Annotated in this window: 22 protein-coding genes; 12 read left to right on the top strand and 10 right to left on the bottom strand. The window is 40.0% G+C overall.

Annotated features, from left to right (window positions below):
• Positions 1-16: 16 nt before the first annotated feature.
• Positions 17-697, bottom strand: coding sequence for a DUF3169 family protein (locus MKZ05_RS18345; RefSeq protein ID WP_212045757.1), 681 nt, complete (start codon positions 695-697; stop codon positions 17-19).
• Positions 694-900 (bottom strand): helix-turn-helix transcriptional regulator, encoded by a 207-nt coding sequence (locus tag MKZ05_RS18340; RefSeq protein ID WP_309216110.1) that lies wholly within the window; start codon positions 898-900, stop codon positions 694-696. The genes MKZ05_RS18345 and MKZ05_RS18340 overlap by 4 nt, the downstream gene beginning before the upstream one ends.
• Before the next feature lie 171 nt (positions 901-1,071).
• On the opposite strand from MKZ05_RS18340, the gene MKZ05_RS18335 reads away from it, so the two are divergent.
• Entirely contained in the window at positions 1,072-1,695 is a 624-nt protein-coding gene (locus MKZ05_RS18335) for a CoA pyrophosphatase (RefSeq protein ID WP_137054133.1), read from the top strand.
• 11 nt (positions 1,696-1,706) lie between these two features.
• On the opposite strand, the gene MKZ05_RS18330 is transcribed toward MKZ05_RS18335, so the two are convergent.
• Together MKZ05_RS18330 and MKZ05_RS18325 are read right to left on the bottom strand one after the other, a co-directional pair.
• Positions 1,707-2,189: a DUF4188 domain-containing protein gene (locus tag MKZ05_RS18330; protein ID WP_003215117.1), complete on the bottom strand. Its 483-nt coding sequence runs from the start codon at positions 2,187-2,189 to the stop codon at positions 1,707-1,709.
• Between the two features lie 4 nt (positions 2,190-2,193).
• On the bottom strand, positions 2,194-2,745 hold the full coding sequence (locus MKZ05_RS18325; RefSeq protein ID WP_339160808.1) for a PadR family transcriptional regulator: 552 nt from the start codon (positions 2,743-2,745) through the stop codon (positions 2,194-2,196).
• Between the two features lie 175 nt (positions 2,746-2,920).
• Between MKZ05_RS18325 and MKZ05_RS18320 the strand changes: the two genes are divergently transcribed.
• The 4 genes from MKZ05_RS18320 to MKZ05_RS18305 all read left to right on the top strand — a co-directional run bounded on the left by MKZ05_RS18320 (position 2,921) and on the right by MKZ05_RS18305 (position 8,353).
• Complete coding sequence (locus tag MKZ05_RS18320) at positions 2,921-3,799, top strand: hypothetical protein (RefSeq protein WP_212045755.1); 879 nt, start codon at positions 2,921-2,923, stop codon at positions 3,797-3,799.
• A gap of 344 nt (positions 3,800-4,143) precedes the next feature.
• On the top strand, positions 4,144-6,003 hold the full coding sequence (locus MKZ05_RS18315; protein WP_050944615.1) for a beta-glucoside-specific PTS transporter subunit IIABC: 1,860 nt from the start codon (positions 4,144-4,146) through the stop codon (positions 6,001-6,003).
• A 4-nt stretch (positions 6,004-6,007) separates the two neighbouring features.
• Positions 6,008-7,474 carry a glycoside hydrolase family 1 protein gene (locus tag MKZ05_RS18310; protein WP_339160805.1) on the top strand — a complete coding sequence of 489 codons (1,467 nt, stop codon included), beginning with the start codon at positions 6,008-6,010 and terminating at the stop codon, positions 7,472-7,474.
• A 30-nt stretch (positions 7,475-7,504) separates the two neighbouring features.
• A complete protein-coding gene (locus MKZ05_RS18305; RefSeq protein ID WP_137054136.1) occupies positions 7,505-8,353 on the top strand; it encodes a PRD domain-containing protein in 849 nt (282 codons plus the stop codon).
• 100 nt (positions 8,354-8,453) lie between these two features.
• On the opposite strand, the gene MKZ05_RS18300 is transcribed toward MKZ05_RS18305, so the two are convergent.
• The 5 genes from MKZ05_RS18300 to MKZ05_RS18280 form a co-directional block, all read right to left on the bottom strand.
• Positions 8,454-9,632 carry a Rap family tetratricopeptide repeat protein gene (locus tag MKZ05_RS18300; RefSeq protein WP_226804505.1) on the bottom strand — a complete coding sequence of 393 codons (1,179 nt, stop codon included), beginning with the start codon at positions 9,630-9,632 and terminating at the stop codon, positions 8,454-8,456.
• Between the two features lie 641 nt (positions 9,633-10,273).
• Entirely contained in the window at positions 10,274-11,038 is a 765-nt protein-coding gene (locus MKZ05_RS18295; RefSeq protein WP_253621986.1) for an ABC transporter ATP-binding protein, read from the bottom strand.
• Between the two features lie 13 nt (positions 11,039-11,051).
• The gene (locus MKZ05_RS18290) at positions 11,052-13,379 is read right to left on the bottom strand and encodes an ABC transporter permease (RefSeq protein ID WP_253621987.1); all 2,328 of its coding nucleotides are present in this window, start codon (positions 13,377-13,379) and stop codon (positions 11,052-11,054) included.
• Complete coding sequence (locus MKZ05_RS18285) at positions 13,376-14,629, bottom strand: MFS transporter (RefSeq protein WP_253621988.1); 1,254 nt, start codon at positions 14,627-14,629, stop codon at positions 13,376-13,378. The genes MKZ05_RS18290 and MKZ05_RS18285 overlap by 4 nt, the downstream gene beginning before the upstream one ends.
• Positions 14,630-14,698: 69 nt before the next feature.
• A complete protein-coding gene (locus MKZ05_RS18280) occupies positions 14,699-15,349 on the bottom strand; it encodes a TetR/AcrR family transcriptional regulator (RefSeq protein ID WP_050944607.1) in 651 nt (216 codons plus the stop codon).
• Between the two features lie 161 nt (positions 15,350-15,510).
• On the opposite strand from MKZ05_RS18280, the gene MKZ05_RS18275 reads away from it, so the two are divergent.
• From MKZ05_RS18275 to MKZ05_RS18245, 7 genes are all read left to right on the top strand, one after another.
• Positions 15,511-16,623 carry a sugar diacid recognition domain-containing protein gene (locus tag MKZ05_RS18275; protein ID WP_253621989.1) on the top strand — a complete coding sequence of 371 codons (1,113 nt, stop codon included), beginning with the start codon at positions 15,511-15,513 and terminating at the stop codon, positions 16,621-16,623.
• Positions 16,624-16,740: 117 nt separating this feature from the next.
• Positions 16,741-18,012 (top strand): GntP family permease, encoded by a 1,272-nt coding sequence (locus MKZ05_RS18270; protein ID WP_253621990.1) that lies wholly within the window; start codon positions 16,741-16,743, stop codon positions 18,010-18,012.
• A 31-nt stretch (positions 18,013-18,043) separates the two neighbouring features.
• Positions 18,044-19,183: a glycerate kinase gene (locus tag MKZ05_RS18265; protein WP_253621991.1), complete on the top strand. Its 1,140-nt coding sequence runs from the start codon at positions 18,044-18,046 to the stop codon at positions 19,181-19,183.
• Between the two features lie 92 nt (positions 19,184-19,275).
• Positions 19,276-19,614, top strand: coding sequence for a zinc ribbon domain-containing protein YjdM (locus tag MKZ05_RS18260; protein ID WP_003215145.1), 339 nt, complete (start codon positions 19,276-19,278; stop codon positions 19,612-19,614).
• 325 nt (positions 19,615-19,939) lie between these two features.
• Positions 19,940-20,869 carry an ABC transporter ATP-binding protein gene (locus tag MKZ05_RS18255; protein WP_080984767.1) on the top strand — a complete coding sequence of 310 codons (930 nt, stop codon included), beginning with the start codon at positions 19,940-19,942 and terminating at the stop codon, positions 20,867-20,869.
• Positions 20,866-21,819 (top strand): ABC transporter permease, encoded by a 954-nt coding sequence (locus MKZ05_RS18250; RefSeq protein ID WP_050944602.1) that lies wholly within the window; start codon positions 20,866-20,868, stop codon positions 21,817-21,819. The genes MKZ05_RS18255 and MKZ05_RS18250 overlap by 4 nt, the downstream gene beginning before the upstream one ends.
• Before the next feature lie 28 nt (positions 21,820-21,847).
• Positions 21,848-22,276, top strand: coding sequence for a DUF4064 domain-containing protein (locus MKZ05_RS18245; RefSeq protein ID WP_003214965.1), 429 nt, complete (start codon positions 21,848-21,850; stop codon positions 22,274-22,276).
• A 45-nt stretch (positions 22,277-22,321) separates the two neighbouring features.
• Here MKZ05_RS18245 and MKZ05_RS18240 read toward each other — a convergent pair whose 3' ends face one another.
• The gene (locus MKZ05_RS18240) at positions 22,322-23,650 is read right to left on the bottom strand and encodes a citrate:proton symporter (protein WP_003214912.1); all 1,329 of its coding nucleotides are present in this window, start codon (positions 23,648-23,650) and stop codon (positions 22,322-22,324) included.
• Between the last annotated feature and the right edge of the window lie 5 nt (positions 23,651-23,655).

Here is a 23,655-nt window from a genome sequence, read left to right as displayed (position 1 = left end):
CTGTGCTTTTGTTCATTTAACGATTTCTAATCCTGAACATATAATTTGCATTCAAAATGATTAAAACAAGTCCAATCATCATGATTGAGAACAGCTGAGAGTGATTGGAGCCAAGGGAATACACAATCAAAATAAACATGGCACCGACCAATAAGATATTCATCAATTGATACGTATGAAACAGTCCGCCAAGCATCACATGCTTTTCACCTTCGTCAGAAATAGCGAGCAGCTTTTTACTATAATCTTTGTCAGAAGGGCTTGGTAGGTTGCGATTAGGGTAGACAAGCTTTAGAACGGATATCGCTACGTAAGAACTGATAATGGTGACGATAAATAAACCAGCATTGACCAGAATCAGCCAAATAGGCTGCTCAGTGACGATGGCTATACCGATGGCAATAATGGACAAAATGGTACTTACCGTATTGGATAAAGACAAATCATTAAAGGTACGAGACTGTTTTGCTTCGAGTTCATCCTCTTCATCTCCAGATACCGAAAGAGATACTCTTTTCTTCATACGTGAAATCCCTGAAAAACAATAAACAATCAATACAATCGTCAATCCACTGATGACAAGTGTCGCTTCGAATGCAATATCAAGAAGTGTCATTTCAAATTCGGCAGCCAGCAGACAGTAAGCGCCGAGAAAGCCAAGGAGAGCACCTGAGAGCAGTTTGTATACAGTTTTCATGATAGTTCATCCTCCTCGAATAGAAAAATACGTTCAATGGGTTCCTGAAAAATTCGTGAAAGCTTAACAGCGAGCAAGAGAGACGGCATTAATTCATCGCGTTCCATTAAGCTGATGGTCTGACGAGAAACCTTTGCACACTTGGCAAGCTCAGTTTGGTTCAAACCATCACGTGCACGAAGCTCTTTTAGCCGATTTTTCATTCTGTCACCTCAATTTTGATCTGAATCTTTCTTTGATTGTAAAACATGTTATTCAAATTGACAAGTAAAGTTGTCAATTTGATAAAAATAATTGTCAGATAAGATCATCTTTCTTCAAAAGGTGAACCATGATACGCTAAAAGAAAGAGAAACAGAAAATAGGTGATGCCCGTGTTCATTGACCAATTAAAAAATGACTTACATCAATCTCAACCGTTATTTATTGGAGAAGAAACAGCGTTCAAAGCTGCAGTCCTTGTCCCTTTGGTGCAAGTAAACGGAGAATGGCATATTTTATTTGAGGTGCGATCGCTCATCATGAGAAAACAGCCGGGAGATATTAGCTTCCCTGGTGGCAAACTCGACGGCAGCGAAACAGCACAGGAAGCTGCATTGCGAGAAACACATGAAGAGCTGGGCATTCCGCCAGAATCGGTGGAGATTCTTGGACAGCTTAGTCCTTACATTGCGTCTCCATCCTTCGTGGTCTACCCATATGTCGGGATCATTGATGAACAAAAAGTGAAACACTCCTTCAATCAAGAAGAAGTAGAAGAGACCTTTACCGTGCCTCTATCATGGCTAATTCAATATGAGCCGTACCTACATCATGTATCCGTTCAGCCAACACCTGCTGAGGATTTCCCTTATGAAAAAATCATGAATGGTGAGAAGTACCGCTGGGGAAGCCGTTCGATAGAGGAATGGTTTTATGATTATGAAAACTACACCATTTGGGGATTAACAGCCCGCATATTAAAGCATTTTGTGACCGTTGCAAAAAGAAATTCCTAGAGATTCGCTCTCTAGGAATTTGTTGTTTTCAGCCGTTCTTTCGCTGTTTGTTTTCCTTTACCAATTGGAATAGGCGCTCTCGCTTGGCTCAGTCCATAAGAAGGCATATTCACATAGACAGATTCATACGAGCCGGCTTGAATTTGATAGGTTTCATGATAAATACCCACTGCGTCATTGTTCTGAGCCCTCTGATGGAAGTTCTTCCAAGCCGCCAAATGTTTTTCCATCTTCGCATAAGCCAGAAGGTCATCTGTTGATTTCCAATATTGGATCATCGCTGTCGTACGTAAGCCAAAGTAATTCTCTGTTCCGAGGAAACCAAGCTCATCTTGATGGGTATACAGCTCTTTGATCATGCCAGGCATCGCCATGAACACAGGCATCCATTGATGGACCGCCCAGCGTTTGTTGATCCGCATGCCGATAATAAACACAACAATCGAGTCAGAATTCTCTGTTGTAAATCTGCCAGCACGTATGTCTTTTTTCATTCATTTACCCTTCCTTCTTCATCAAGTGGGATGTTTCCACGCACCAATCAATTCCTGCTTGAGCCACTCTTTTTCCGTAATCTAAAGTAAACAGCCAATACTTCGCATCTGCTTCATCTGGATAAAGCTCTTGAATGTTTTCTTCAATCGAAACATAGGTCTCATAACGGATACGAAGCTGCCTTTCATAATCCTGTAGCAGTACCAGCTTTTTCTCAATCGAAAGATATTGACCGAAGAATAACTTTAATAACACTTCATTTCGTTCCGTTGGTAACTGATCGAGAGGCTTTGCCAGCCACTCTCTTAACGTCTCCAGCCCTTTTTCAGTCAAATGATATTCCCGCTTGTCGGAGCGACCTGACGTAGAAGCAGGTGAAACCTCAGCAAGGCCTTCCTCGACTATTAACTTTAAAGCTGGATAAATTTGTCCATAACTAATTTTCCAAAAATGATGCAAGCTCTTATCAATTAATTGCTTCACTTCATACCCAGACTTACAATCTGTCGTTAAAATACCTAAAACCGCATACGTCGTATCATTGTATTTTTTCATATCAGCACACCTATCTAAAAGATATATCATTTAGATATATAATAATTGATATTCAGTGGAAAATACAAGCAGGTTTTAAAATTTTCTAAAGGAGGTGAAGAGATAACAGATTTTGTTCATTGTGTTTTGACATGATAATGGAGAAAAAATACACATGTTAACAGAGGAGGTACGTATGAGCAAATTGAAAATGTGGATCGTGTCTATCCTAACAGTGCTAGTCATTGGTGGAGGCAGCTGGACAGCATATCAAGCAATTGCACAAAAAAATTCATTGAACCATTCCTATGCATTTGCGTATAAAACGAAAGATAGAATGAGCTGGTTTAAGGTATCTGAGAGTAAAGGGAAAGTAATGGGGCATTTGAATGAAAAGTATGTAGAAGAAGTGAGATGGGATCCGCATATCTATAAAAAACAATTTGTCTTATCCGGCAGTTCAAAAGAAAACGGGTATGAATTCAAAGTCACACAAGGTAAAGAAACGATCGTATACGAAGTTCATTTTTCAGGTAAAGACCTTTCAGTGAAAAAACAAGGCGAAAAGAAAAGCACGATTTATAAGGCAATCAATCAAAGAAAGCTAGATAAATATCATAAAGATATTCAAAAACGATATGATTATCTATTCGATACCGCGGAAAATAGGTTTTATGATAGTATGAGAAACTTCAAGGAGAAAGTGGCGAAGATCTATGGTTTTCTCTATACGGCAAAGGACAAACAACTATTTTTACAGGTGAAAACGATGCATATTGAGCTTGGATGGACCGGCTCACTTCTAATAACAACTGTTCCTGAAAAAGAGTGTAAGCCTTATAAAGAAATGAGATTAGAAGTTTCGGGTGAGACGGATGGAAGAAATTTTTTTATGGGCTATGAGCCCTCAATTGAAGATGGAATCATTCAAGGTTCCACTGATCGAGATGTAAAATCAATCAAACTTCCATTTAAAATGACAGGCGGTACCGTAGAGTTAAAAGCGGTCACGAAAAAGGAATATCAAAAACAAGCGAATGCTTTCAAAAAGCAGGCGGAAGAAAGAAAAAAATAGATGGTGGAAACCAGATGAGTAAACTTATCTGGTTTTTTATCATGGAGATAGTTCTTATTGATGATAAAAGGATATCGATGTATAAACAAGCGAGAAAGGTTGTTTCAATTAAATTAAAGAAAATCAATTTAGGTATATAGACCTTAATAAATTTCAAAAAAATAAATGTTGACGCTTTCATATAATCGATATATACTAAAAACAAATCCAATATAAATAAATTAGACATGTGACTGGTCATGCAGGCAGGATCTAAAAACGATGAGTTTCTTTAATTTGTCGTTTTAGGTCCTTTTTTTATTGCCAAAATATAGGTCTCATGTATGAGAAAAGGGGGAGAAACAATGGATTACACACAGGTTGCCAAAGACGTTTTAAAGCATGTTGGTGGTAAAGAAAACATTGCGCATCTTGAGCACTGTTCCACAAGACTTCGCTTCACACTAATTGATCAGAAAAAAGCAGATGTACAAGCACTAGAAAAAACACCAGGTGTCATAGCTGTCAGAATGTCAGGACAATGCCAAGTGGTGATTGGGAATGACGTGATTGAAGTGTATCAAGAGGTAACAAGACTAATGGGCAGCAGCTCATCGGGGCAAGTCGTGCCATCTAATCAGCCAAAAGAAAAAAGAAAAATAGGCACAGTTCTGTTAGATTTCATTGTCGGTGTCTTCCAGCCGCTTGTTCCAGCTATCGCAGGCGGAGGGATTTTAAAATCATTTCTTCTCCTTTTCTCTCTATTAGGCTGGATGGATGCAAAGGGTCAAACCTATCAAATATTGAACATGGTAGGGGACGCACCTCTTTACTTCCTGCCTTTACTAGTCGCTGTAACGACGGCGAATAAACTAAAGGTAAACCCATTGGTCGCATTATCAGCAGTCGGTGCGCTTCTTCTTCCGAACATGACGGCTATGCTTACTGAAGGTGCGCAATTGCTGTCATTCGACGTGAAAAATATAGCTTATGCGTATCAAGTGTTCCCAGCAATCCTTTCTGTATTGCTGTACGCTCAAATGGAAAAATTCTTTACACGATTTTCACCAAAACCAATTCGGATTTTCTTTGTTCCAATGATGTCATTAGTCATTACTGTACCAGTTACATTACTTCTATTAGGACCGATTGGTTTTACAGCAGGACAAGGTTTTTCATCCATCATTCTTGCAATGTTTAATACAGTAGGATGGGTAGCTGTCGCGATTTTAGCAGCAGTCCTTCCATTCATGGTCGCATCAGGTATGCACAAAGCGATGGTCCCTTATGCAGTCACAACGATGGGTACCCTTGGGAAAGAAGCACTTTATTTGCCAGCATCACTTGCGCATAATATTGCGGAAAGTGGAGCGTGTTTCGCTGTAGCACTACGCACAAAAGACAAGGTACTCAGATCAACAGCCATTTCGGCAGGGATTTCAGCATTTTTTGGTATCACAGAGCCTGCTTTGTATGGTGTGACACTTCAAAATAAGCGAGTCCTTGGAAGTGTCATGATTGGTTCGTTTGTTGGCGGGATCTTCATTGGATTAGTTGGTATACAAGCCTTTGTACTTGTTGGCCCTGGATTAGCAAGTATGTCGATGTTTATATCAGATGAGCTCCCACGAAATCTAATGTTTGCAGTCATTGGAGCAGTCATTTCCTTTATTGTCGCCTTTATCGCTGCTTTTGTATTAGGTAAGGATAAAACAGTAGAAGAAAAGACAAATGATCAAGCGGCATTTGCTGAACAAATTGGAGCAGGTGAAACATTCAAAAGTCCTGTGATTGGTCAAATGATCTCTCTATCTGAAGTAAAAGATGATATTTTCTCTTCAAAGGTCATGGGAGACGGAATTGCCATTGTCCCTTCAGAAGGAGCGCTTTACGCACCAGTAGATGGTGAGGTGACCATGCTGTTCGAAACAAATCATGCACTTGGTATGAAAACGGACCAAGGGGTTGAAGTACTATTCCACATTGGCATTGATACCGTTCAACTGCAAGGACAGTATTTTCATCCAAAAGTGCAGGCAGGAGAACGTGTTCAAGCAGGAGATTTACTGATTGAATTTGATGTAGAAAAAATTATAGCTGCAGGTTATGATCCAGTTACACTTGCTGTCATCACAAATACAGATCAATATGATATAAAGGTACAGCCATTACAAGAGGTCAATCGTCAAGATACATTGATGGTTGTCACACAATTAGGAGGCTAAACATATGACAACAATTAAAGGTTTTCCAAAAGGGTTTTTATGGGGCGGCGCAATTGCCGCCAACCAGGCAGAAGGCGCTTGGAATATAGATGGAAAGGGACCATCAGTTGCAGATATTGCAATGTATCGTTCCAATTTAAGTGTAGAAGATTATGAAGGACATCTTGCTGTGACTTCTGAAAATATAGATCGTGCAATAAAAGACCCAGACGATAAAAAGTACCCTAAACGAAGAGGGGTTGATTTCTATCACCACTATAAAGAGGATTTGGCTCTATTTGCTGAAATGGGCTTTAAAACACTTCGCATTTCTATTGCGTGGAGTCGGATCTTCCCTACTGGAGAAGAAGCTGAACCAAATGAAAAAGGGCTGCAATTCTATGATTGTGTATTTGCCGAAATGAAAAAACTCAATATAGAACCGATTGTGACACTCTCTCATTATGAAATGCCTTTAGCCCTTAGTGTGAAATATAATGGCTGGGTGGAAAGAAAAGTGGTCGATCTCTTTGTGAAGTTCGCCAATGTTTGTTTCGAACGTTATCAACATGATGTGAAATATTGGCTCACCTTTAATGAAATTGATAGTATTCACCGCCACTCGTTTATTACAGCAGGAATTATTCCTGATCGTTGCCCAGAAGGTAAAGTAGAAGAGACGGTGTATCAAGCGCTTCATCATCAATTTGTTGCATCTGCTCTTGTAACAGCTGATTGCCATCGTATTATTCCAGGCAGCCAAGTTGGGTGTATGCTGACAAAATTGACAACGTATCCGCATACGTGTCACCCGAATGATGTGGAACAAGCCTTAAAACAAAACTTAGAAAACTATTTCTATGCAGATGTTCAGGTGTTTGGCGAATATCCGGCACTGATTACACGGATGCTTGAGAGAAAAAATATTCATATTCAAATGGAAGCAGATGATCTCAACATTCTAAAAGAAAACACAGTCGATTTCATCTCATTTAGCTACTATATGTCTTTAACTGAATCAGCTCAAGAAGGGTTAGAACAGACAGAAGGAAATACGATTCGAGGAGTCAAAAACCCTTATCTGCCTTCAACTGACTGGGGCTGGCAAATTGATCCGGTTGGTCTGAAAATTTCTTTAATCGAACTGTATGATCGCTATCAAAAACCTCTTATCATTGTCGAAAATGGAATGGGTGCAAAGGATAAAGTTGAAAGTGATGGCTCTATCCATGACGACTATCGGATTAACTATTTTAAAGAGCATTTCCGTCAGATGAGAGAAGCGATTGAAGAGGGCGTCGATCTCTTTGGATATACGAGTTGGGGCTCCATTGATATTATTAGTGCAGGTACATCACAAATGTCAAAACGCTATGGCTTTATTCACGTAGATCAAGATGATGATGGGAACGGAACATTAAAACGATCTCGAAAAGACTCATTTTATTGGTACCAAAAAGTCATTGAGACAAATGGTGAAGCGCTTGATTGAACACCACAATCATGAAAACAGGTGATGACGATGTTTAAAATCAAAAAAGTTTTAAACTCGAGTGTGGTCCTGGCTGAAGATCAGAACCAACAGGAGATGGTTTTGTTTGGCCGTGGGATTGGCTATGGACAGAAACCGGGTCAAATGATAGAAGAGAAAAAAGCGGACCAAGTCTTTATGTCAGTCGATAACATGAGAGCAAAAGAATTTCTTCAATTGCTAGATTCTATGCCTCAAGAGTTTATCGATTTAACTCAGCGCATCGTCCAATATGCAGAAAAACGGTTAAATTCAAATCTAAATTCAGGCGTTTATTTTACCTTAATGGATCATTTGAATTTTGCTGTTGAACGACATAAAAAGAATATTAATATTACGAATCGCGTGTACTGGGAAATCAAAAATTACTATACTGAAGAATTTGAAGTAGGGAAGTACGCTCTTGAGTTAGTCAATGATACATTGGGCATACAATTACCAAAAGAAGAAGCTGCCAATATCGCCTTTCACCTAATCAATGCATTAGGTGAAGAATCCGATTCAAAAGATAGCATGAAATATGCCAAAATGATCGGGAGCATTGTCAATCTTGTGCGCTATACATTGAATATGAAAATGGACCAAGAGAATATTCATTACAGTCGGTTCATTACACATGTGAAGTTCTTTGTAGAGAGGTTGTATGCAAATAAATTACTGTCGGATCAAGAAAATGAGTTGTTTGAACAAATTGCACACTTGTATCCTCAGGCGATGGATGTTGCTTTTAAAATCAAAGATTATATTAAACAGGTGCATAGTATCGTCATTCCTAATGATGAGCTTACTTATCTTGCGGTACATATACACCGCCTCATATCTTATCAGCAATTAAAATAATGGTGGAACCACTTGCCTTGTGATCAGGCAAGTGGTTCTTTGCTGTGATCAATTTTTATATTAAGTTCCGATAGGTCGTTCTGTTGTGCCAGGATTCGTCTCATTTAACGAATTGAAAGACACTGTTTGTCCGAAAACAACGATGGTTAAAGCAAGGATCAATAAACTCATTTTTTTCATTAGAATTCCTCCATTCAAATATAGGATGGTTCATGTGATAGGCTTCCTTCAAAAAGAGATAGGCTTGATGAATGGCACCTAAATCTTCAAAGTGTTTTGCAGCTAGTGCACTTAATTCACAGGCACCTTCAGCATCCTTTAATTCTTTTAGAATGCTGATTTCCTCGAAACAGGCTTGAGCTTTTTGAGACATATCCTCAGTAAAATATAGATGGTAAAGCAAATTCATTTTTGCTGTATAGATGGGGCATTTCTCTGATTCGTGTTTTTGGTTGACCAATTCGAAGTAATAGAGAGCTTGTGTTCTTTCATCAATAGAGAGCAGCTCTTTGACTAACATAAACATGGTGTGATGGAAATAGCACGATGAGAGGTAGTTTTCATCACTTAGAGCCTTTTCTAGAGCATCGATACATTTTTTCGATTCTCCAGCTTCGGCATACAGAATACTGATATTATGAAAAAGCTGTGAAGTTAGAAAATGATCATTTAGATTGTCAGCGATGTGTAATGCTTTTTTGTAGTAGTTTTCTGCTCTTGTGAAGTCGCCAATATCCATATAATTAGCAGCGGCGATGACAATGGCTGTCGCTAATCTTCTTTCATATCCTTCATGACTTTTGAAAATATCTATAGCATTCTGAATATAGTGAAGAGAAATTAGGCTTTGACGAAGTAGCATATATAAGTTTGCGATTTTCGTATGGAATTCAGCTACTTCTATTTCATCCGGAATGTTTTGCAGTTTTTTCTCGGCAATTTTAAACAGTCCAATGGCTGATGCATAGTCTCTGTTATATGAAGCGTAAAGGGCTTTGTATAGGTAAAAATAGTATTCAATTAAGTCGTTTGTTTTAGAGGGGCAATCTAACTCTGTCTGTTCATTCAGTTTTTTACCTCTTCGTTCATATATCATGAGTTTATACTTGCCTTCTAGCAATGAATAATAAGTCAATACCTCCTGATTCTCTTCCATTTCTTGAAGCAATTGCTTTAATTCTGTGTACATTGCGTTAGCACTTTGTACATCATGTTTGCGAATCGCAATTCGCCAATCATTTAAACGGTTCCCCACCTGTTCAGCAGAAATGATAGCCATGAAATTTCACCTCTTTAAGATCCTTTCACCTGTTTCACTAAAAAACGATATCACAATTTTTGGAAGAATATAATCATTTCTGTGAGGTGATTGCCAAGAGGTAATAAAAAGGACCTATGGTCATGTGATGTACGAAATTGTAATGGTGATTGAATGTTTATACAAATGATTAAAATCTTTTTTTAATCGTCTAAAAAAGAAATATATACAATGGATTTTATGATTATGATCAAAAATATCACTGGTATATTACAAATAAAGAGATTTTAGTTAATAGGTGGGTAAGTTGGAAGGTCGATCTATTAAAGAAAATCAGTTATGATGATGCTAGATCAAATTTGGAATAGAAACGGATAGAAGCAGACAAAAATTAGTCTGTTGGAAAGGATGTTGATATGAAAAAAAGATTTAAAAACTTAGATTGGCAAATCACAGTGATTATGGCGACGCTGTTACTTGTTTTAGTGACTCTGTATATGACAAAGAGATACTTTTATAGCAAAGAAATCGAATTGCTGACAGAATCTTGTCAACAAGTAGGCGGCAAAATCATACTAGAGACTAATAGTATGTTTATGGATTATTCATTTGAGTGCCAGGAAAAGTAAAACAGGCAGAAAGGCTGCCTGTTTTATTCCAACTTAAAACCCTAAATCTTGAAGCCATTGATTTAATCTGGTCTCCCGTTTCTCGGCAGTTGACTCATCATCATATCTCCCTAAATGTAAGCTAGCCGTTATTTCTCCGTCATTCATAAACATGATTCTTTCAGAACGAAGAGCAACCTTTGGGTCATGTGTGACAAGCAGTAGTGTCGCTCCTTCAGAATGGATTTTCGAAAATATATTCATCACTTCCTTCGTTGCATGGGAGTTAAGAGCACCTGTTGGTTCATCAGCGAAAAGAATGCCTGGTTCATTCATAAGTGCTCGACAGATAGAGGCTCTTTGAAGCTGACCTCCTGATACTTCTGACAAATATCTATCTGCTAAATGATCAATATCAAGTTTCTCCATTAAATATCTAGCTCGCTCATTCACTTCTTTTCTTGGCTTTTTCTTTGTTAAGTAAGCTGCAGCAATGATGTTATCAAATAGAGTAAGATTTTTTAGTAAGTGGCTGTGTTGAAAGACAAATCCCATATCTGTTAAACGCAGAGCAGTTAACTGTTTATCTGTCATTTCTGATAATAAACTGCCTTTATATTTGATCTCTCCTGTTGAGGCTGATTCTATCCCGCTAAGCTGATAAAGCAAGGAGGTTTTCCCGCATCCGGAAGGTCCCATAATGGTCACAAACTCCCCAGGATTTATCGATAGATGGATATCTTTAAGAATGATTTGTTTCTGTCCTTTTAAAGAATCAATTTGCAAAGACAATCGCTTTGTTTCAATCAAGTGTTCCATGTGAAACATCTCCTTATGAAAGTGTATGACGTGTAGTTTGACTAGTAAAAAACGTCTTCAATAACGAAGCAGTTAAAGCTAAGCTGATAATCAATAGTGTGATTGGGTACACAACTGACACCCATTGTGGTGCTAGCCACTGTAGGCTTGATGCCCCTAAGGATGCGCCACCTACACTCATTAAAGCTGGCCCAATCGTGTGGACAGCGATCGTGCCAATAAATGTGCCCAAAGAGATAACGACTATAAAACTTGTGATATATTGTACTGTTACATCTTTTTTAGAAAATCCAATCGTTCGTAATAAATGGTTTCGGCTTGAATCTTTTGCTTTTAACATGTGCAGAAACATGAATAACATCAAACTGGCGGTTCCAAAAGCAGCTAATGTAGAAAAAAATGCAACGACTTTTACTAAAGATGCTGTGCTGCCGATTGTTTGATGAACGTATTCTTTCATATCTGTCACTTTTGCAGGAGATATCTCTTTTTCAAATACTGTCTTTTTCTTCGCAATTTCTACTCCTTGGTTTAGTTGGATTTGAATAGTTTTCCAAAGAGCTGTTTGAGGAAATGGCTGTGATATTGCTTTTGCTGTTTTCCCGCCGTTGGTGACATCCTGATAAATGCCAGTCACAGTTTTTTGAATTTCCTGCCCGTTTGTTACGAGAGTAATTTTTTCTCCAACCTTTTTCTGAAGTGAATCTGAGCTGAGCACTGATAAGGCAATTTCTTTATTCTTTAAAGGCTGTCGCCCTTGTAAATAGGTGAGAGGAAATGCTGAGAGATTACCTGTTTCTAAATAGAGTGTTTCTAATGAATTCTCCTTTGATTTTGCCTGAAGAGAAGTTGTTTCATATATGGCTAATGCATGAATATCTCGATCTTCACGGATCATTGATTCTATTTTATTAGTATTTTCCTCTAGATGATTTCCTTGTCGTATATCAATTCGAAGGTCACTTTGACCAGAGCCAAGATATGTGATGAAATCCGGCGATTGTAAGGTGTACCATAGCTGAATAGGCAGCAGCATCAAAAATGTACAAAGGGCCATAATACAAGTAATCGTTGTGTACAACTTCTTTCGTGATAACAGATCTTTTAAACCAAGCCAAATATTGACTGATATGAACCTGTTTTTCTTGAGATGCAAGGGTATTTGTTTTTTATCATTCGTTGAAATGACGCTACCTTGAAGTGCTTGAGCGGCTGATACTCGACCAAACTTTCTTAGGACAGTATAGCTGCAAGAAATGATGATCATTGCCATCACAATAGAAACACAAAGCGGGATGAACCAATAAGTAAAAGAAGGCTGATTCCCCATGTATCGCTGAATATTGGCTGTAAACATATCACCAAATATAAGAGTTAACCCATATCCTGCTATACACCCTATACCAGCAAGGAAGGCATACTTTCCAACGTATAATTGCTTGATTTTTGTTAAAGGAATCCCAAGCACCTTCAATATTCCAATTTCACGTTCGTCCTCTTCTATAGAAGCCGTCATAGCAAGATGAAGAGAGAGAAGAGCTATACCGATGAGCAGCATGCAAACAAGTAGGAGAATGGCAATCACCATTCCATCTGTCAATGCGTTCAGCATACGCAGCAAAGGTAATGTGACAGCTGGACCTTGTTGTGGAAGCTGTGATGACTGGTAGATTGCTTGAAAGGCATCTGCCTGCGCGGCATCATGCAGTAAAAATTCAATTAAATATTCCTTTTTATGAAACACTTGATTCATTGCGTCCCAATCCTTGTGATGAAGAAGGAATCTTTTCGAACTAACAAGACTGGGGTTCATTTGTGCATCTCGCAAGAATGCTTTAATACGGAAAGAGAATTGATTAGACCCTTTCCCAATCAGTAACGTTTCTCCTATTTTGAGATGATATCTTTGCTGAAAATAGATAGGGACAGCCACTTCACCTTTACTGACAGTGAGCTTTTCATTTTGTTCATTTAAAAGAAAATCAAAATAACGATTTTGTTTCACAAATAAATGATCCATCACACCTGCTTTGGCGGGTTCGTTTCCGAATTTGATATTTGCATGTTCAATTGGAATCATTGGGACGATTTGATGTGCTTTTACCATGGACTGCTTGCTTGAAAATGCCTCAATATCTTTTTCCTTTAGGCTGCCGTCATGCATTTGGACAAAGTCTGGTGCCTTGGCTGAATGGAGCAGATTAGAAATGGAACCATTCAGTTGTACTGTCATTTGAGCGGCACTTGTTGCTAGAAATGATGTCATCATAATGCATATGGTTAAACCGATGGAAATGAGACGGTGGCGGGTTAAGTCCTTCTTTATAAACGTCAGTCTCATGAGGCTGATTCTCCTTCATGTTGCAGCATATTTTTTGTTAAATAGGCAAGGGCAAACATGAAAATACTGACTATTAGTACTGTCACATACATGTTTGTTGAAAACGTATTGAACAAGAACCCATACATCATTTGACCAAGCGGGGCAGCACATTGAGAAACCATTGTCAGATTGGCCATCACTTTTCCTAATTGACTATTTGGCGTTTTCTTTTGAACATGTGAAATCACAACGATTGAAATCATTGTAAGAAGCATAGCAATCGGAAGACATCCTGCTAGAAAGAGAAAATAAGCTGGATAAGTGCCAAATTGAAGAGCTGTATTGGATGTAGAGAATGCGACAGGTAGCAAGATGATCGCGATGACGATCAGCCAGCGATATAAAGTAGGGATGCGCCAATGCTTTGCTACAAGTCCAACTAGCAGAGCTCCTGCGATGACAGCGAACTCAATCAAGCCCATGCCTACACCATACATGATGTCACTGCTTTTCATTGTGACCCTTAAAATGATTGGACCACCTACGATAAAAAAGGGCGTGAGGATGAAATTTAACATTGCAGCAAGCAACATGGCTCTTTTTAAAAATGGCTGATTGCCAATATAGGAAAATCCCTGTTTCATATCTTTTACAAGCACTTTGCCCATAGTTTCCGTTAGGGGGCTAGGTGAGAAGGATATGTTTAACCGTAAAAGCATGCATGCTGATAGAAAAAACACGATGGCACTGGCACCTATAATGGATTGACTTCCAATCAGTCCGTACAGAACCCCGCCGATAATAGGAGCGAGAACACCTGAAAGTGCCTGCACGCCATTGACGATCCCGTTTGCTTGTTCTAATTGTTCCTGTTTTACTAACTGTGGAATGCTCGACATCACAGCGGGAGCATAGAACGTACTCATCACACCAAGAAGCACCATTACCGCTCCGATCATAAAGAGTGAATCATTGCCTGAGAATAACCAAAAATAAAAAGCCAGAATCATGATGCCGGTGAGAACATCAAATAAAATCATCAAGTTCCTTCTGTTAAACCGGTCAGCGATTGCGCCTGCTAAGGGGGAAAGAAGGAGCGGGACATTGGATAAAGCGAATAGTAAGGCATATAAGTCAACACGCTGAGTCATATCCAGCACGTGTAAAGATAAAACAAACCGAATTAAGGAAGACCCAAAAACGGAAATAATCTGTCCAAGCACGAGGTAAATAAAGTGGGATGAACCTCTTTTAGATAATAAAGCCATGGGTATCACTCTCCTTCTAGACCGACCGTCAGTCTATAGTGTATGCAGGATTGGTATTGAAGTGACCAATCACTGATTATGTTCATCAAGTTCTCCAGATAAACGTTTCAGAAGAAAGGAGAAGCTCCCCTTTTCTGCATGTAATGAGGATTCGAGGATATCGATAAAAGCTAGCGCGCGCTGCATACTCTCTTCGGCTGTCCATTGAAAAAGGCCCTCATCAAATATGACCTGTGCAGAAGCAAGAAGGAATTCCACCGTTTCTTGCGGGTACTTTGTTTTGAATGTCCCTTCTTCCACCCCTTGCTGAATGACATCAGCTAAAACGGGTGATAGTTCTTTAATCGCTTTGATTAAGCTTTTTTGGTGCATCTCTGCATTAGAAGGCTGATGGAATTGTTCAATCATGCCCTGTTTATTGCTTCCTTGCTGAGGCGATTGCGCCATGATAATGCGAAATAGTTTGTCGACGACTGGAAGGTCTGGCTCAGCCGCAATACGCTTCGCCACGATGATATCTGCTTTGATAATCCTGTCAATAATGGCATCCATCACTTCTTCTTTGGATGAAAAGTAATAATAAAAAGTGCCTTTTGCAATGCCAACAGCTTTCAGAATGTCGATAATCGTTGTTTGCTGATAGCCTTTGGTAGAAAAAAGCTCTTCGGCTGCGTTTAAGATGTCATTTTTACGTTCTTCAGGATGTTTAACTGTTCTCATAAAGCCATCCTTTCTTTTAACTAGACTGTCGGTCGGTCTCTTGATTTGATTAAACACTTTTCAATGTATCTTTGTCAATGCCTCATTTTTAAACACTTTGCATTTATTGTGCAATGACACTATGATACATTGAATGAAAATACCTTCAGGAGAGATGCCTCATGCAATTTTTAACCACTGAATTGGCACAAGAAATGGTTGAACGTACGATGCGTATTTTAGATAAAAACATCAATGTGATGAATGCGGATGGTGTCATCATTGGTTCTGGTGAACGAAACAGGATTGGTCAGAAACATGATGGTGCACGACTTGTTCTGACAAGCGGGGACAGTATGGAAATTGACCACGAGGCGTCCTTACACTTAGAAGGAGTGAGACCAGGAATCAATTTGCCTATTTGCTTTCGTGAACAAGTAGTTGGTGTGATTGGCATTACTGGTGAGCCAGAGGACATTCGGCATCATGCCGAGCTGGTGAAAATGGCGGCTGAGCTGGTGTTAGAGCAGTCTTTTCTGCTTGAACGAGTTCAGTGGCGGCAGCGAATAGAGAGTGAAATTGTCAATCAGTTAATTTCTGATTCGGACGTTGGTGATCATCAGCTAAAGAACCGAGCTGCATGGCTGGGAATGGATTTAGATAAACGCCGAATGGCCATCATTTTTCAGCCAGTTCCATCCTCAGAAGACGCTGTGCATAAAATGATTCATGCGATTCAATACGATAAGAATGTGGATGATTTGCTTGGCATGACCTTTCGTCATGAATTGGTTCTTTTAAGGCAGCCGATTTCTGATCATTTTTTAAAGCATGTGGTTGGGCAGCTGCAAAGAACAATGGAAAAAGCAGTAGGAGGCCAGGTGCTGGTGGGGATAGGGACTGTCGCCGCCGACATAAGCCAGCTGTCATTGTCCTTTGAGCACGCAAGAGATTCCTTGAGGTTGGGGAAGGCTCTTGATCCGAAGGAAAGTATTTATTTTTTTGAATCTTATCAGCTGGAAAGGCTATTGATTACTGCAGGAGCTGTTGAAGAAAACAGTAGTTGGGTTGACTTTTACAAGCCAATAATACAAGAAGCGGAGCTTGCCCACACATTAAGAATTTACATTAAAGAAGGCGGTGATTTACAAAGAATTGTTGATCGTTTATTTATTCACAGGAATACATTGCGATATCGTTTAGATAAAATACAAGCTTTGACTGGAAAAGATCCCCGTCATGTGAAACAGTTGATGGAGCTTTATATGGCGCAGTTGATGAGTCAACTATCTTAATTGTGCATATGCACAATTGAATAAAGGAATAAATGAAAAAAGTTCATCTAGATTCATAACCCGATCCCAGTTAGTAAACGCTTACAATTAAAGAAAGACATTTTGGGGGGATCGAAAATGAGTGGAGATGTGACAGTAAGTACACTAGGAGCCATGACGGCACTTGTGGTTGCGATTGTTCTTATTCTAAAAAAAGTATCACCTGCATATGGCATGCTGGCAGGTGCTTTCATAGGCGGCTTGGTAGGCGGTGTAGATATTGTTCAGACCGTCAACGTCATGATGGAAGGCGCTAAGGATATGATTCCAGCTGTCCTCAGAATTATGGCGGCAGGTGTACTGGCTGGCGTTTTAATTGAGTCGGGTGCAGCTTTATCTATCGCCGAGGCGATCGTGAAGAAGCTTGGAGAGGCGAGGGCGTTATTAGCAATTGCACTGGCAACCATGATTTTAACAACAGTGGGTGTTTTTGTAGATGTAGCTGTTATCACGGTAGCGCCTATCGCACTTGCCATTGCGAAACGGGCAAAGCTGTCAAAAACGGGGATTTTACTCGCCATGATTGGAGGCGGGAAGGCAGGGAATATCATGTCACCGAATCCAAATGCCATTGCCGCTTCTGATGTTTTTGGTGTACCGCTTACTTCAATGATGGCTGCGGGTGTCATTCCGGCTGTGTTTGGATTGGCTGTTACATATGTGTTAGCTAAAAAGCTTGCAAAAAAAGGGACACCTGTTCTTGAAGAGGAAACCTCGTTAAGCAAAGGTGAAGTGCCAGCTTTTTTTCAAGCACTTGCGGGTCCACTTGTCACCATTTTATTGTTGGCTTTAAGACCGCTTTTTCAAATCAATATAGACCCAATGATCGCCTTACCGATCGGAGGCATTATAGGCGCTCTTTTCATGAAAAAAGGGAAGTTTCTCAATGATTATGCGATGTCGGGGCTTCATAAAATGTCGGGTGTAGCGATTATGTTATTAGGGACAGGCACACTAGCAGGAATTGTATCAAATTCTTCCTTAAAAGATGTGTTTATTCAAGCACTCGATGCTTCGGGATTACCACCGTATTTACTTGCACCAGCTTCAGGGATATTTATGTCAGCCGCCACTGCTTCGACAACAGCAGGAACGGCGGTAGCGAGTGGCGTATTTAGCGGTACACTCATTGGGCTTGGTGTATCGGCTCTTTCAGGAGCAGCCATGATTCATGCTGGTGCAACTGTGCTTGATCATATGCCGCATGGGAGCTTTTTTCATGCAACAGCAGGAAGTGTTCAAATGGACATCAAAGAGCGGTTGAAACTCATGCCTTTTGAATCGTTAATTGGTTTGACATTAACTGTCGTATCGACCATTATTTTCGGCGTTTTTCAGTTGTTTGGCTGATGGCATTTGATAAGAAACGAGGGGCTTTAGGATGAAAATTGTGATTGCACCAGATTCATTTAAAGAAAGTTTATCTGCATATGAGGTAGCATGTGCCATCGAACGAGGATTTCATGCGATTTTGCCAGACGCTGAATATATTAAACTTCCCATGGCAGATGGAGGAGAGGGAACTGTTCAATCACTAGTTGATGCGACCGGCGGGTACATGATCAATCAAGTAGTCACAGGCCCGCTTGGTGACCCTGTCGATGCCTTTTTTGGCATGTTAGGAGACGGTGAGACGGCCGTTATAGAGATGGCCGCAGCCTCTGGGTTACACCTTGTTCCGCAAGAAAAACGCAATCCGTTATTTACGACATCGAAAGGAACTGGGGAATTAATGATTGCGGCACTAGATCAAGGAGCAAAGCATGTCATCATTGGGCTTGGCGGAAGTGCAACAAATGATGGCGGCGTTGGGATGATGCAAGGATTAGGTGCGGCTTTTCTTGATCAAGTAGGACAGGAGCTATCGCCAGGCGGTGGAGCCCTTCATCAACTAGCTTCTATTGATCTATCTGGACTTGACCCAAGACTGCAATCCGTTCGGCTGGAGGCAGCCTGTGATGTGGATAATCCTTTAACAGGTAAGAGAGGAGCGTCTGTCGTATTTGGTCCTCAAAAAGGTGCAGATGAAGAAATGGTTCAAGTGTTAGACAAGAATTTAGCTCATTTTGCTCACATAGCAGAAAAGCAGTTTACTGTATCCTTTGAAGATGCAGCGGGGGCAGGAGCGGCAGGAGGGCTTGGTGCGAGTTTATTAGGCTTTTTACACGCCGATTTGCAAAGAGGAATTGACATTGTGCTGAAGGCTGTTCAGTTTGATGATGTCATCAAGGAGGCAGACCTAGTCATTACTGGGGAAGGCCGAATTGACCAGCAGACCATTTATGGAAAAACCCCAATCGGTGTAGCCAAAGCAGCAAAGCAGTATCACCTGCCTGTGATTGGTATCGCGGGCTCCCTCTCAAAAGACAGTGCTGTCGTACATGAGCATGGCATTGATGCACTTTTTAGTATCGTTCCAGGTGTAACTTCTCTTTCTGAGGCAATGAGAGATGGGGCTATTCATGTAGAAAGAACCGCTCGAAATATTGCGGCTGCTATATCAATTGGAAGAAATAAGTAAACGATGAAAAATGTTTCCTTTTCTATCACATTCTTTCTATAGAAATGTGGTAAAATTGTATGAAATGCTATAGAAAGTTGGAGGAAACACAAATGTCTAATCTACCAAATTGTCCTTCATGCAGTTCAACGTATACTTATGAGGATGGCAGTCTGCTGGTTTGTCCTGAATGTGCGCATGAATGGTCACTTGAACAAGAACAAGCGGCAGAGGAGCAGCTTGTGGTCAAAGATGCGAATGGAAATCTATTAAGTGATGGGGATACGGTCACTGTCATTAAAGATTTAAAAGTAAAAGGCTCTTCTTCCGTTTTAAAAATAGGAACGAAGGTCAAAGGCATTCGTTTAGTGGAAGGCGATCATAACATTGATTGTAAAATTCCTAGCTTTGGCGCAATGAAGTTAAAATCAGAGTTTGTGAAAAAGGTATAATAACGAAAGGAGGCTGTCAGTAGAGGCCTCTTTTTCATTTCTTTATTTATAGGTGAAAGGAATAATCTTAAAAAAATTCCATACATATATACCTGTTGAAAAAGGTTCATTTTTAAAAAATCAAGCCTCTTTTCACATAAAAAATTGTTGTTTTCTTAACCCTACCTTAAAAAAGGCAGAGGATTCTCTAAATTTTCCCTAATCCCCTTCACAACTTTTGGGCATTGCTGTACCATATGGAAGTGTTCTTCTATTTTTAACGGATCATGGTGTTTATCAGGGAATAAGATGATAGATGATACTTAGACAAAGAAGGAGAGGTAACGTGACGAACGTTTTAGAACTGCATAATGTATCTAGGCATATTCACGGGAAAAAGATCGTTCAAGACTTGAGCTTTTCTGTCCAAGCGGGCGAAGTCTTTGGCTTCTTAGGACCAAACGGCGCAGGGAAAACAACAACCATTCGTATGATGGTCGGTCTTTCTCCAATTACATCTGGTGACATTCTGATTAATGGCCATAGTATTCAATCCTCATATCAGCATGCCATCCAAGATGTTGGTGCCATTATTGAAAACCCAGAAATGTATAATCATTTAACGGCAAGACAAAATCTTGTTCACTTTGCCAGAATGAATGGGAAAGTGGATGAAGGGCGAATTGATGAGCTGCTAGAGCTGGTCAGCTTACAGCACGTGAAACATAAGCGTGTCCGAACGTTTTCATTAGGCATGAAGCAGCGTTTAGGCATTGCGCAAGCACTTATACATAGACCGAAACTACTGATATTAGATGAGCCGACCAATGGACTTGATCCAGAGGGAATTCGCATGATACGAGATTACTTGAGAAGGCTTGCAAAGGAAGAAGGGCTAGCTGTCATTGTTTCAAGTCACCTCATGTCAGAAATGGAACTGATGTGTGATCGTTTTGCGATTATCCAAAAAGGAAAGCTGATTGCGATTGAGGATCAGCGTGCAGAGACGAATCAAGACGATTTGGTCAATTACCGAATGAAGGTCGCATCTGGTGAGCTGGCAGAAGCGCAGAAGCTCATCGGCGCATTTGAGGAAGGCACGACTGTAAGAGAAGAGGAGCAGTATTTATTCTTCTCCTTGCCAGAAGAGAAAATGCCGGAATTGATTCGTCATTTGAGCGGCGCGTCCATTCATTTGTACGAAATCAAAATAGAAAAACAAACCTTAGAAGATAAGTTCTTAAGCTTAACAGGTAAAAAGGAGGCAGACGTATGATACGCCTCATTCAAAACGAGTGGATGAAGATCAGTTATCGTGTTGGAACTTGGATTATGGTTGGACTTCTTGTTTTAGGTATGATTGCTACACTGATCTTTGTAGTGAAAACAAATGACAAAGATCAAGCTTCAGGTGAATGGAAAACCCAGCTAGAAATGATGAATACGGAAAACAAGAAAGAGCTCAAAGAAACAGAGACTGGTTTCTTTAAAAGAAACCTTGAAAAAGAGATCGCTATTAATGATTATCGAATCAAGCATAACTTGCCGCCAGCTGATCAGTTTAGCCACAGTGTATGGGATTATGTGAAAACAAACGCCAATTTACTTCAGCTAGTAGGTGTGTTTGTGATCATTATTGCTTCCACTATTGTGTCGGCTGAATACAAGCATGGTACAATCAAATTATTATTGATTCGTCCACCATCAAGGCTAAAGATCCTAATATCTAAATATATTACAGTACAGCTGTATGCTCTTTTACTTGTTGTGGTGCTATTTATCTTGTCCTTCATATTGGGTGCTATTTTCTTTGGACTTAGCACTGATTATGTGAATTTGGTGTATCACAATGGTGAAGTGATTGAACGTTCGCAGTTTGCAAATATGATCTATTATTATCTTGCTCATTGTGCAATGTTTGTCGTTTTGGGAACCCTTTCGTTCGCCATTTCTACAGTATTTAGAAGTGAAGCCATCTCCATTGCCATTAGTGTGTTAGCTTATATTGTGGGTGGATCAGTTACAGGTATTTTAATGCTCTTCTTTGATTGGTCAAAATATTTGTTATTTGCAAACGATCCATCCCAATACTTTATGGAACAGGTTACTCTTATCGAAGGTATGTCTCTAGGATTCTCATTAATCGTCCTAGTCATCTATTGGGCTATTTTCTTGGCCATTGCCTTAATTGTCTTCCAAAAACGAGAAGTGAAAACAGGCAGTTAAATTTTAAAAATTTTTAGGAGGTTTACACATGATTAGTCGTAAAGGTGAAAAAATTATGGGGATTATTAGTATTGTCCTCAATGCCATTGGTGTTGGATTTGGAGCATTAATCCTCTCGGTAGGTCCATCATTTTATAATGAAATTAATGAAGTGCTACAAGAGGAAGGCGAAACATTACCGATTGAAACGCTTCAAGCTTCAGTTAATGCATTTGGTACGCAGTTTATGGTCGTTTCTGGAATTGCAGCAGTGCTATCGATTGTCGGTGTTATTCTCTTGAAAACAGACCGCCGTGCCGTGATTTCAGGTGTTCTTTTCTTGGTGTCTGCTGTGACTCTTTTAATTGGAACAATCGGTCTTGCATTCGCTCCAATGGTTCTATTGTTTATCATTGGATTAATGTCTCTTATTAGAAAGCCGAATACAGACATTCACACAAGTGAATATCCTTCATAATACAAAGAAAAAGACATGCGTCGTTGTACGCATGTCTTTCTTTTTTTAAATGATACCGATTAGCATCGCCACGAACAGAAGGATAATACTGAATCCCCACATCCAAAAGAAGGAGTAGCGGATATGTTTCCCCATATCCACCCCTGCCAGGCCTACAGCGAGCCAAACAGCAGGTGCAAGCGGACTGACAAAGGTTCCGATAATATTCCCAATCATCATGGCATATGCCGCTGAAGTACCAGATACGCCAACCTCAGATGTAATGGATTCAACAATTGGCAGAAGGGCGTAATAATAGGCGTCTGTACTAGTCAGCATATCGAGCGGCACTCCAAGCATCCCGACAATAATATGTAAAAATGGCAGTAAGAAAGCTGGTAAAATATGAATACTGTCGACCGCAATGGCTTTCAGCATCCCTGTACCTTCAAGAATTCCTAAAAATGAACCTGCGGAGAAAATAACAGCCGCCATCATCAGTGCACTAGGTGCGTGCGCCTTGATTCTTTCCATCTGTAAATTTACATTCGGAAAGTTAATCAACAGTGCTAGTGACAGGCCAATCATAAACATATAACTAGCAGGAATCACGTTTAACACGAGAAGTACCACAACACAGACAAATAGAATAAGGTTCACCCAGATGAGATGATAACGCTTTAAAGAAGCGTCACCTGTTTCGCTAATAGACTGAATGGCACGATCCCAATCGGCGCCTTCTAGTTGAACAGCAGCTACTTCGTTTGCAGCAATTTTCACCCGAATTCGTTTTTCTTCTCTCTTTCCTAAAAAGAACGCCATTCCTAACACGAGCACCACCCCAATGAGCTGGATCGGAATAAGCGGCACCCAGAGTTCAGATGGATCCATATTCAAGACGCTTGCTGCCCGTCCAGTCGGACCAGCCCAAGGAATCATATTGGTTAATCCAGCACTCGTCCCAATTAATAACAGCAGCAAGTAAGGACTCATATGTAATTTTTTATAAAGCGGCAGCAGTGCAGGTACAGTTAATAAAAAGGTTGTAGCCCCTGCTCCATCTAAGTGAGCAATGATCCCAATTAAAGCAGTTCCCATTGCAACTGTGACAACATTTCCTTTTGTCAGCTTAATTAATGCTTTAATTACAGGTTCAAAGAACCCTGTATCTTGTAAAATGCCGAAAAATAAAATGGCGAAGATAAACATGGTCGCCACCGGCAATACTTTGATAATTCCTTCTTCAAAAAAGGTTTGAATGTCATTTATCCCAAATCCCGCAATCAGTGCTCCTATTAAAGGCACCATGACCATGGCGACAATTGGACTTGCTTTCCCCCAAATCAGCAATACAACAATCGTTAAAATAATCAACAATCCAACAAGCGTTAACATAAGAC

This window comes from Bacillus sp. FSL M8-0277 (assembly GCF_037975305.1).
In the GTDB taxonomy this organism is placed as follows: Bacteria; Bacillota; Bacilli; order Bacillales; family Bacillaceae; genus Bacillus; species Bacillus pumilus.
This window is presented reverse-complemented; position numbering and strand designations above follow the sequence as displayed.

Bases quoted from the DNA above. Each gene is read 5' to 3' on its own strand.
- MKZ05_RS18345 (WP_212045757.1), bottom strand. From the start codon at position 697: ATGAAAACTGTATACAAACTGCTCTCAGGTGCTCTCCTTGGCTTTCTC.
- MKZ05_RS18340 (WP_309216110.1), bottom strand. From the start codon at position 900: ATGAAAAATCGGCTAAAAGAGCTTCGTGCACGTGATGGTTTGAACCAA.
- MKZ05_RS18330 (WP_003215117.1), bottom strand. From the start codon at position 2,189: ATGAAAAAAGACATACGTGCTGGCAGATTTACAACAGAGAATTCTGAC.
- MKZ05_RS18325 (WP_339160808.1), bottom strand. From the start codon at position 2,745: ATGAAAAAATACAATGATACGACGTATGCGGTTTTAGGTATTTTAACG.
- MKZ05_RS18320 (WP_212045755.1), top strand. From the start codon at position 2,921: ATGAGCAAATTGAAAATGTGGATCGTGTCTATCCTAACAGTGCTAGTC.
- MKZ05_RS18315 (WP_050944615.1), top strand. From the start codon at position 4,144: ATGGATTACACACAGGTTGCCAAAGACGTTTTAAAGCATGTTGGTGGT.
- MKZ05_RS18310 (WP_339160805.1), top strand. From the start codon at position 6,008: ATGACAACAATTAAAGGTTTTCCAAAAGGGTTTTTATGGGGCGGCGCA.
- MKZ05_RS18305 (WP_137054136.1), top strand. From the start codon at position 7,505: ATGTTTAAAATCAAAAAAGTTTTAAACTCGAGTGTGGTCCTGGCTGAA.
- MKZ05_RS18300 (WP_226804505.1), bottom strand. From the start codon at position 9,632: ATGGCTATCATTTCTGCTGAACAGGTGGGGAACCGTTTAAATGATTGG.
- MKZ05_RS18295 (WP_253621986.1), bottom strand. From the start codon at position 11,038: ATGGAACACTTGATTGAAACAAAGCGATTGTCTTTGCAAATTGATTCT.
- MKZ05_RS18290 (WP_253621987.1), bottom strand. From the start codon at position 13,379: ATGAGACTGACGTTTATAAAGAAGGACTTAACCCGCCACCGTCTCATT.
- MKZ05_RS18285 (WP_253621988.1), bottom strand. From the start codon at position 14,629: ATGGCTTTATTATCTAAAAGAGGTTCATCCCACTTTATTTACCTCGTG.
- MKZ05_RS18280 (WP_050944607.1), bottom strand. From the start codon at position 15,349: ATGAGAACAGTTAAACATCCTGAAGAACGTAAAAATGACATCTTAAAC.
- MKZ05_RS18275 (WP_253621989.1), top strand. From the start codon at position 15,511: ATGCAATTTTTAACCACTGAATTGGCACAAGAAATGGTTGAACGTACG.
- MKZ05_RS18270 (WP_253621990.1), top strand. From the start codon at position 16,741: ATGAGTGGAGATGTGACAGTAAGTACACTAGGAGCCATGACGGCACTT.
- MKZ05_RS18265 (WP_253621991.1), top strand. From the start codon at position 18,044: ATGAAAATTGTGATTGCACCAGATTCATTTAAAGAAAGTTTATCTGCA.
- MKZ05_RS18260 (WP_003215145.1), top strand. From the start codon at position 19,276: ATGTCTAATCTACCAAATTGTCCTTCATGCAGTTCAACGTATACTTAT.
- MKZ05_RS18250 (WP_050944602.1), top strand. From the start codon at position 20,866: ATGATACGCCTCATTCAAAACGAGTGGATGAAGATCAGTTATCGTGTT.
- MKZ05_RS18245 (WP_003214965.1), top strand. From the start codon at position 21,848: ATGATTAGTCGTAAAGGTGAAAAAATTATGGGGATTATTAGTATTGTC.
- MKZ05_RS18240 (WP_003214912.1), bottom strand. From the start codon at position 23,650: ATGTTAACGCTTGTTGGATTGTTGATTATTTTAACGATTGTTGTATTG.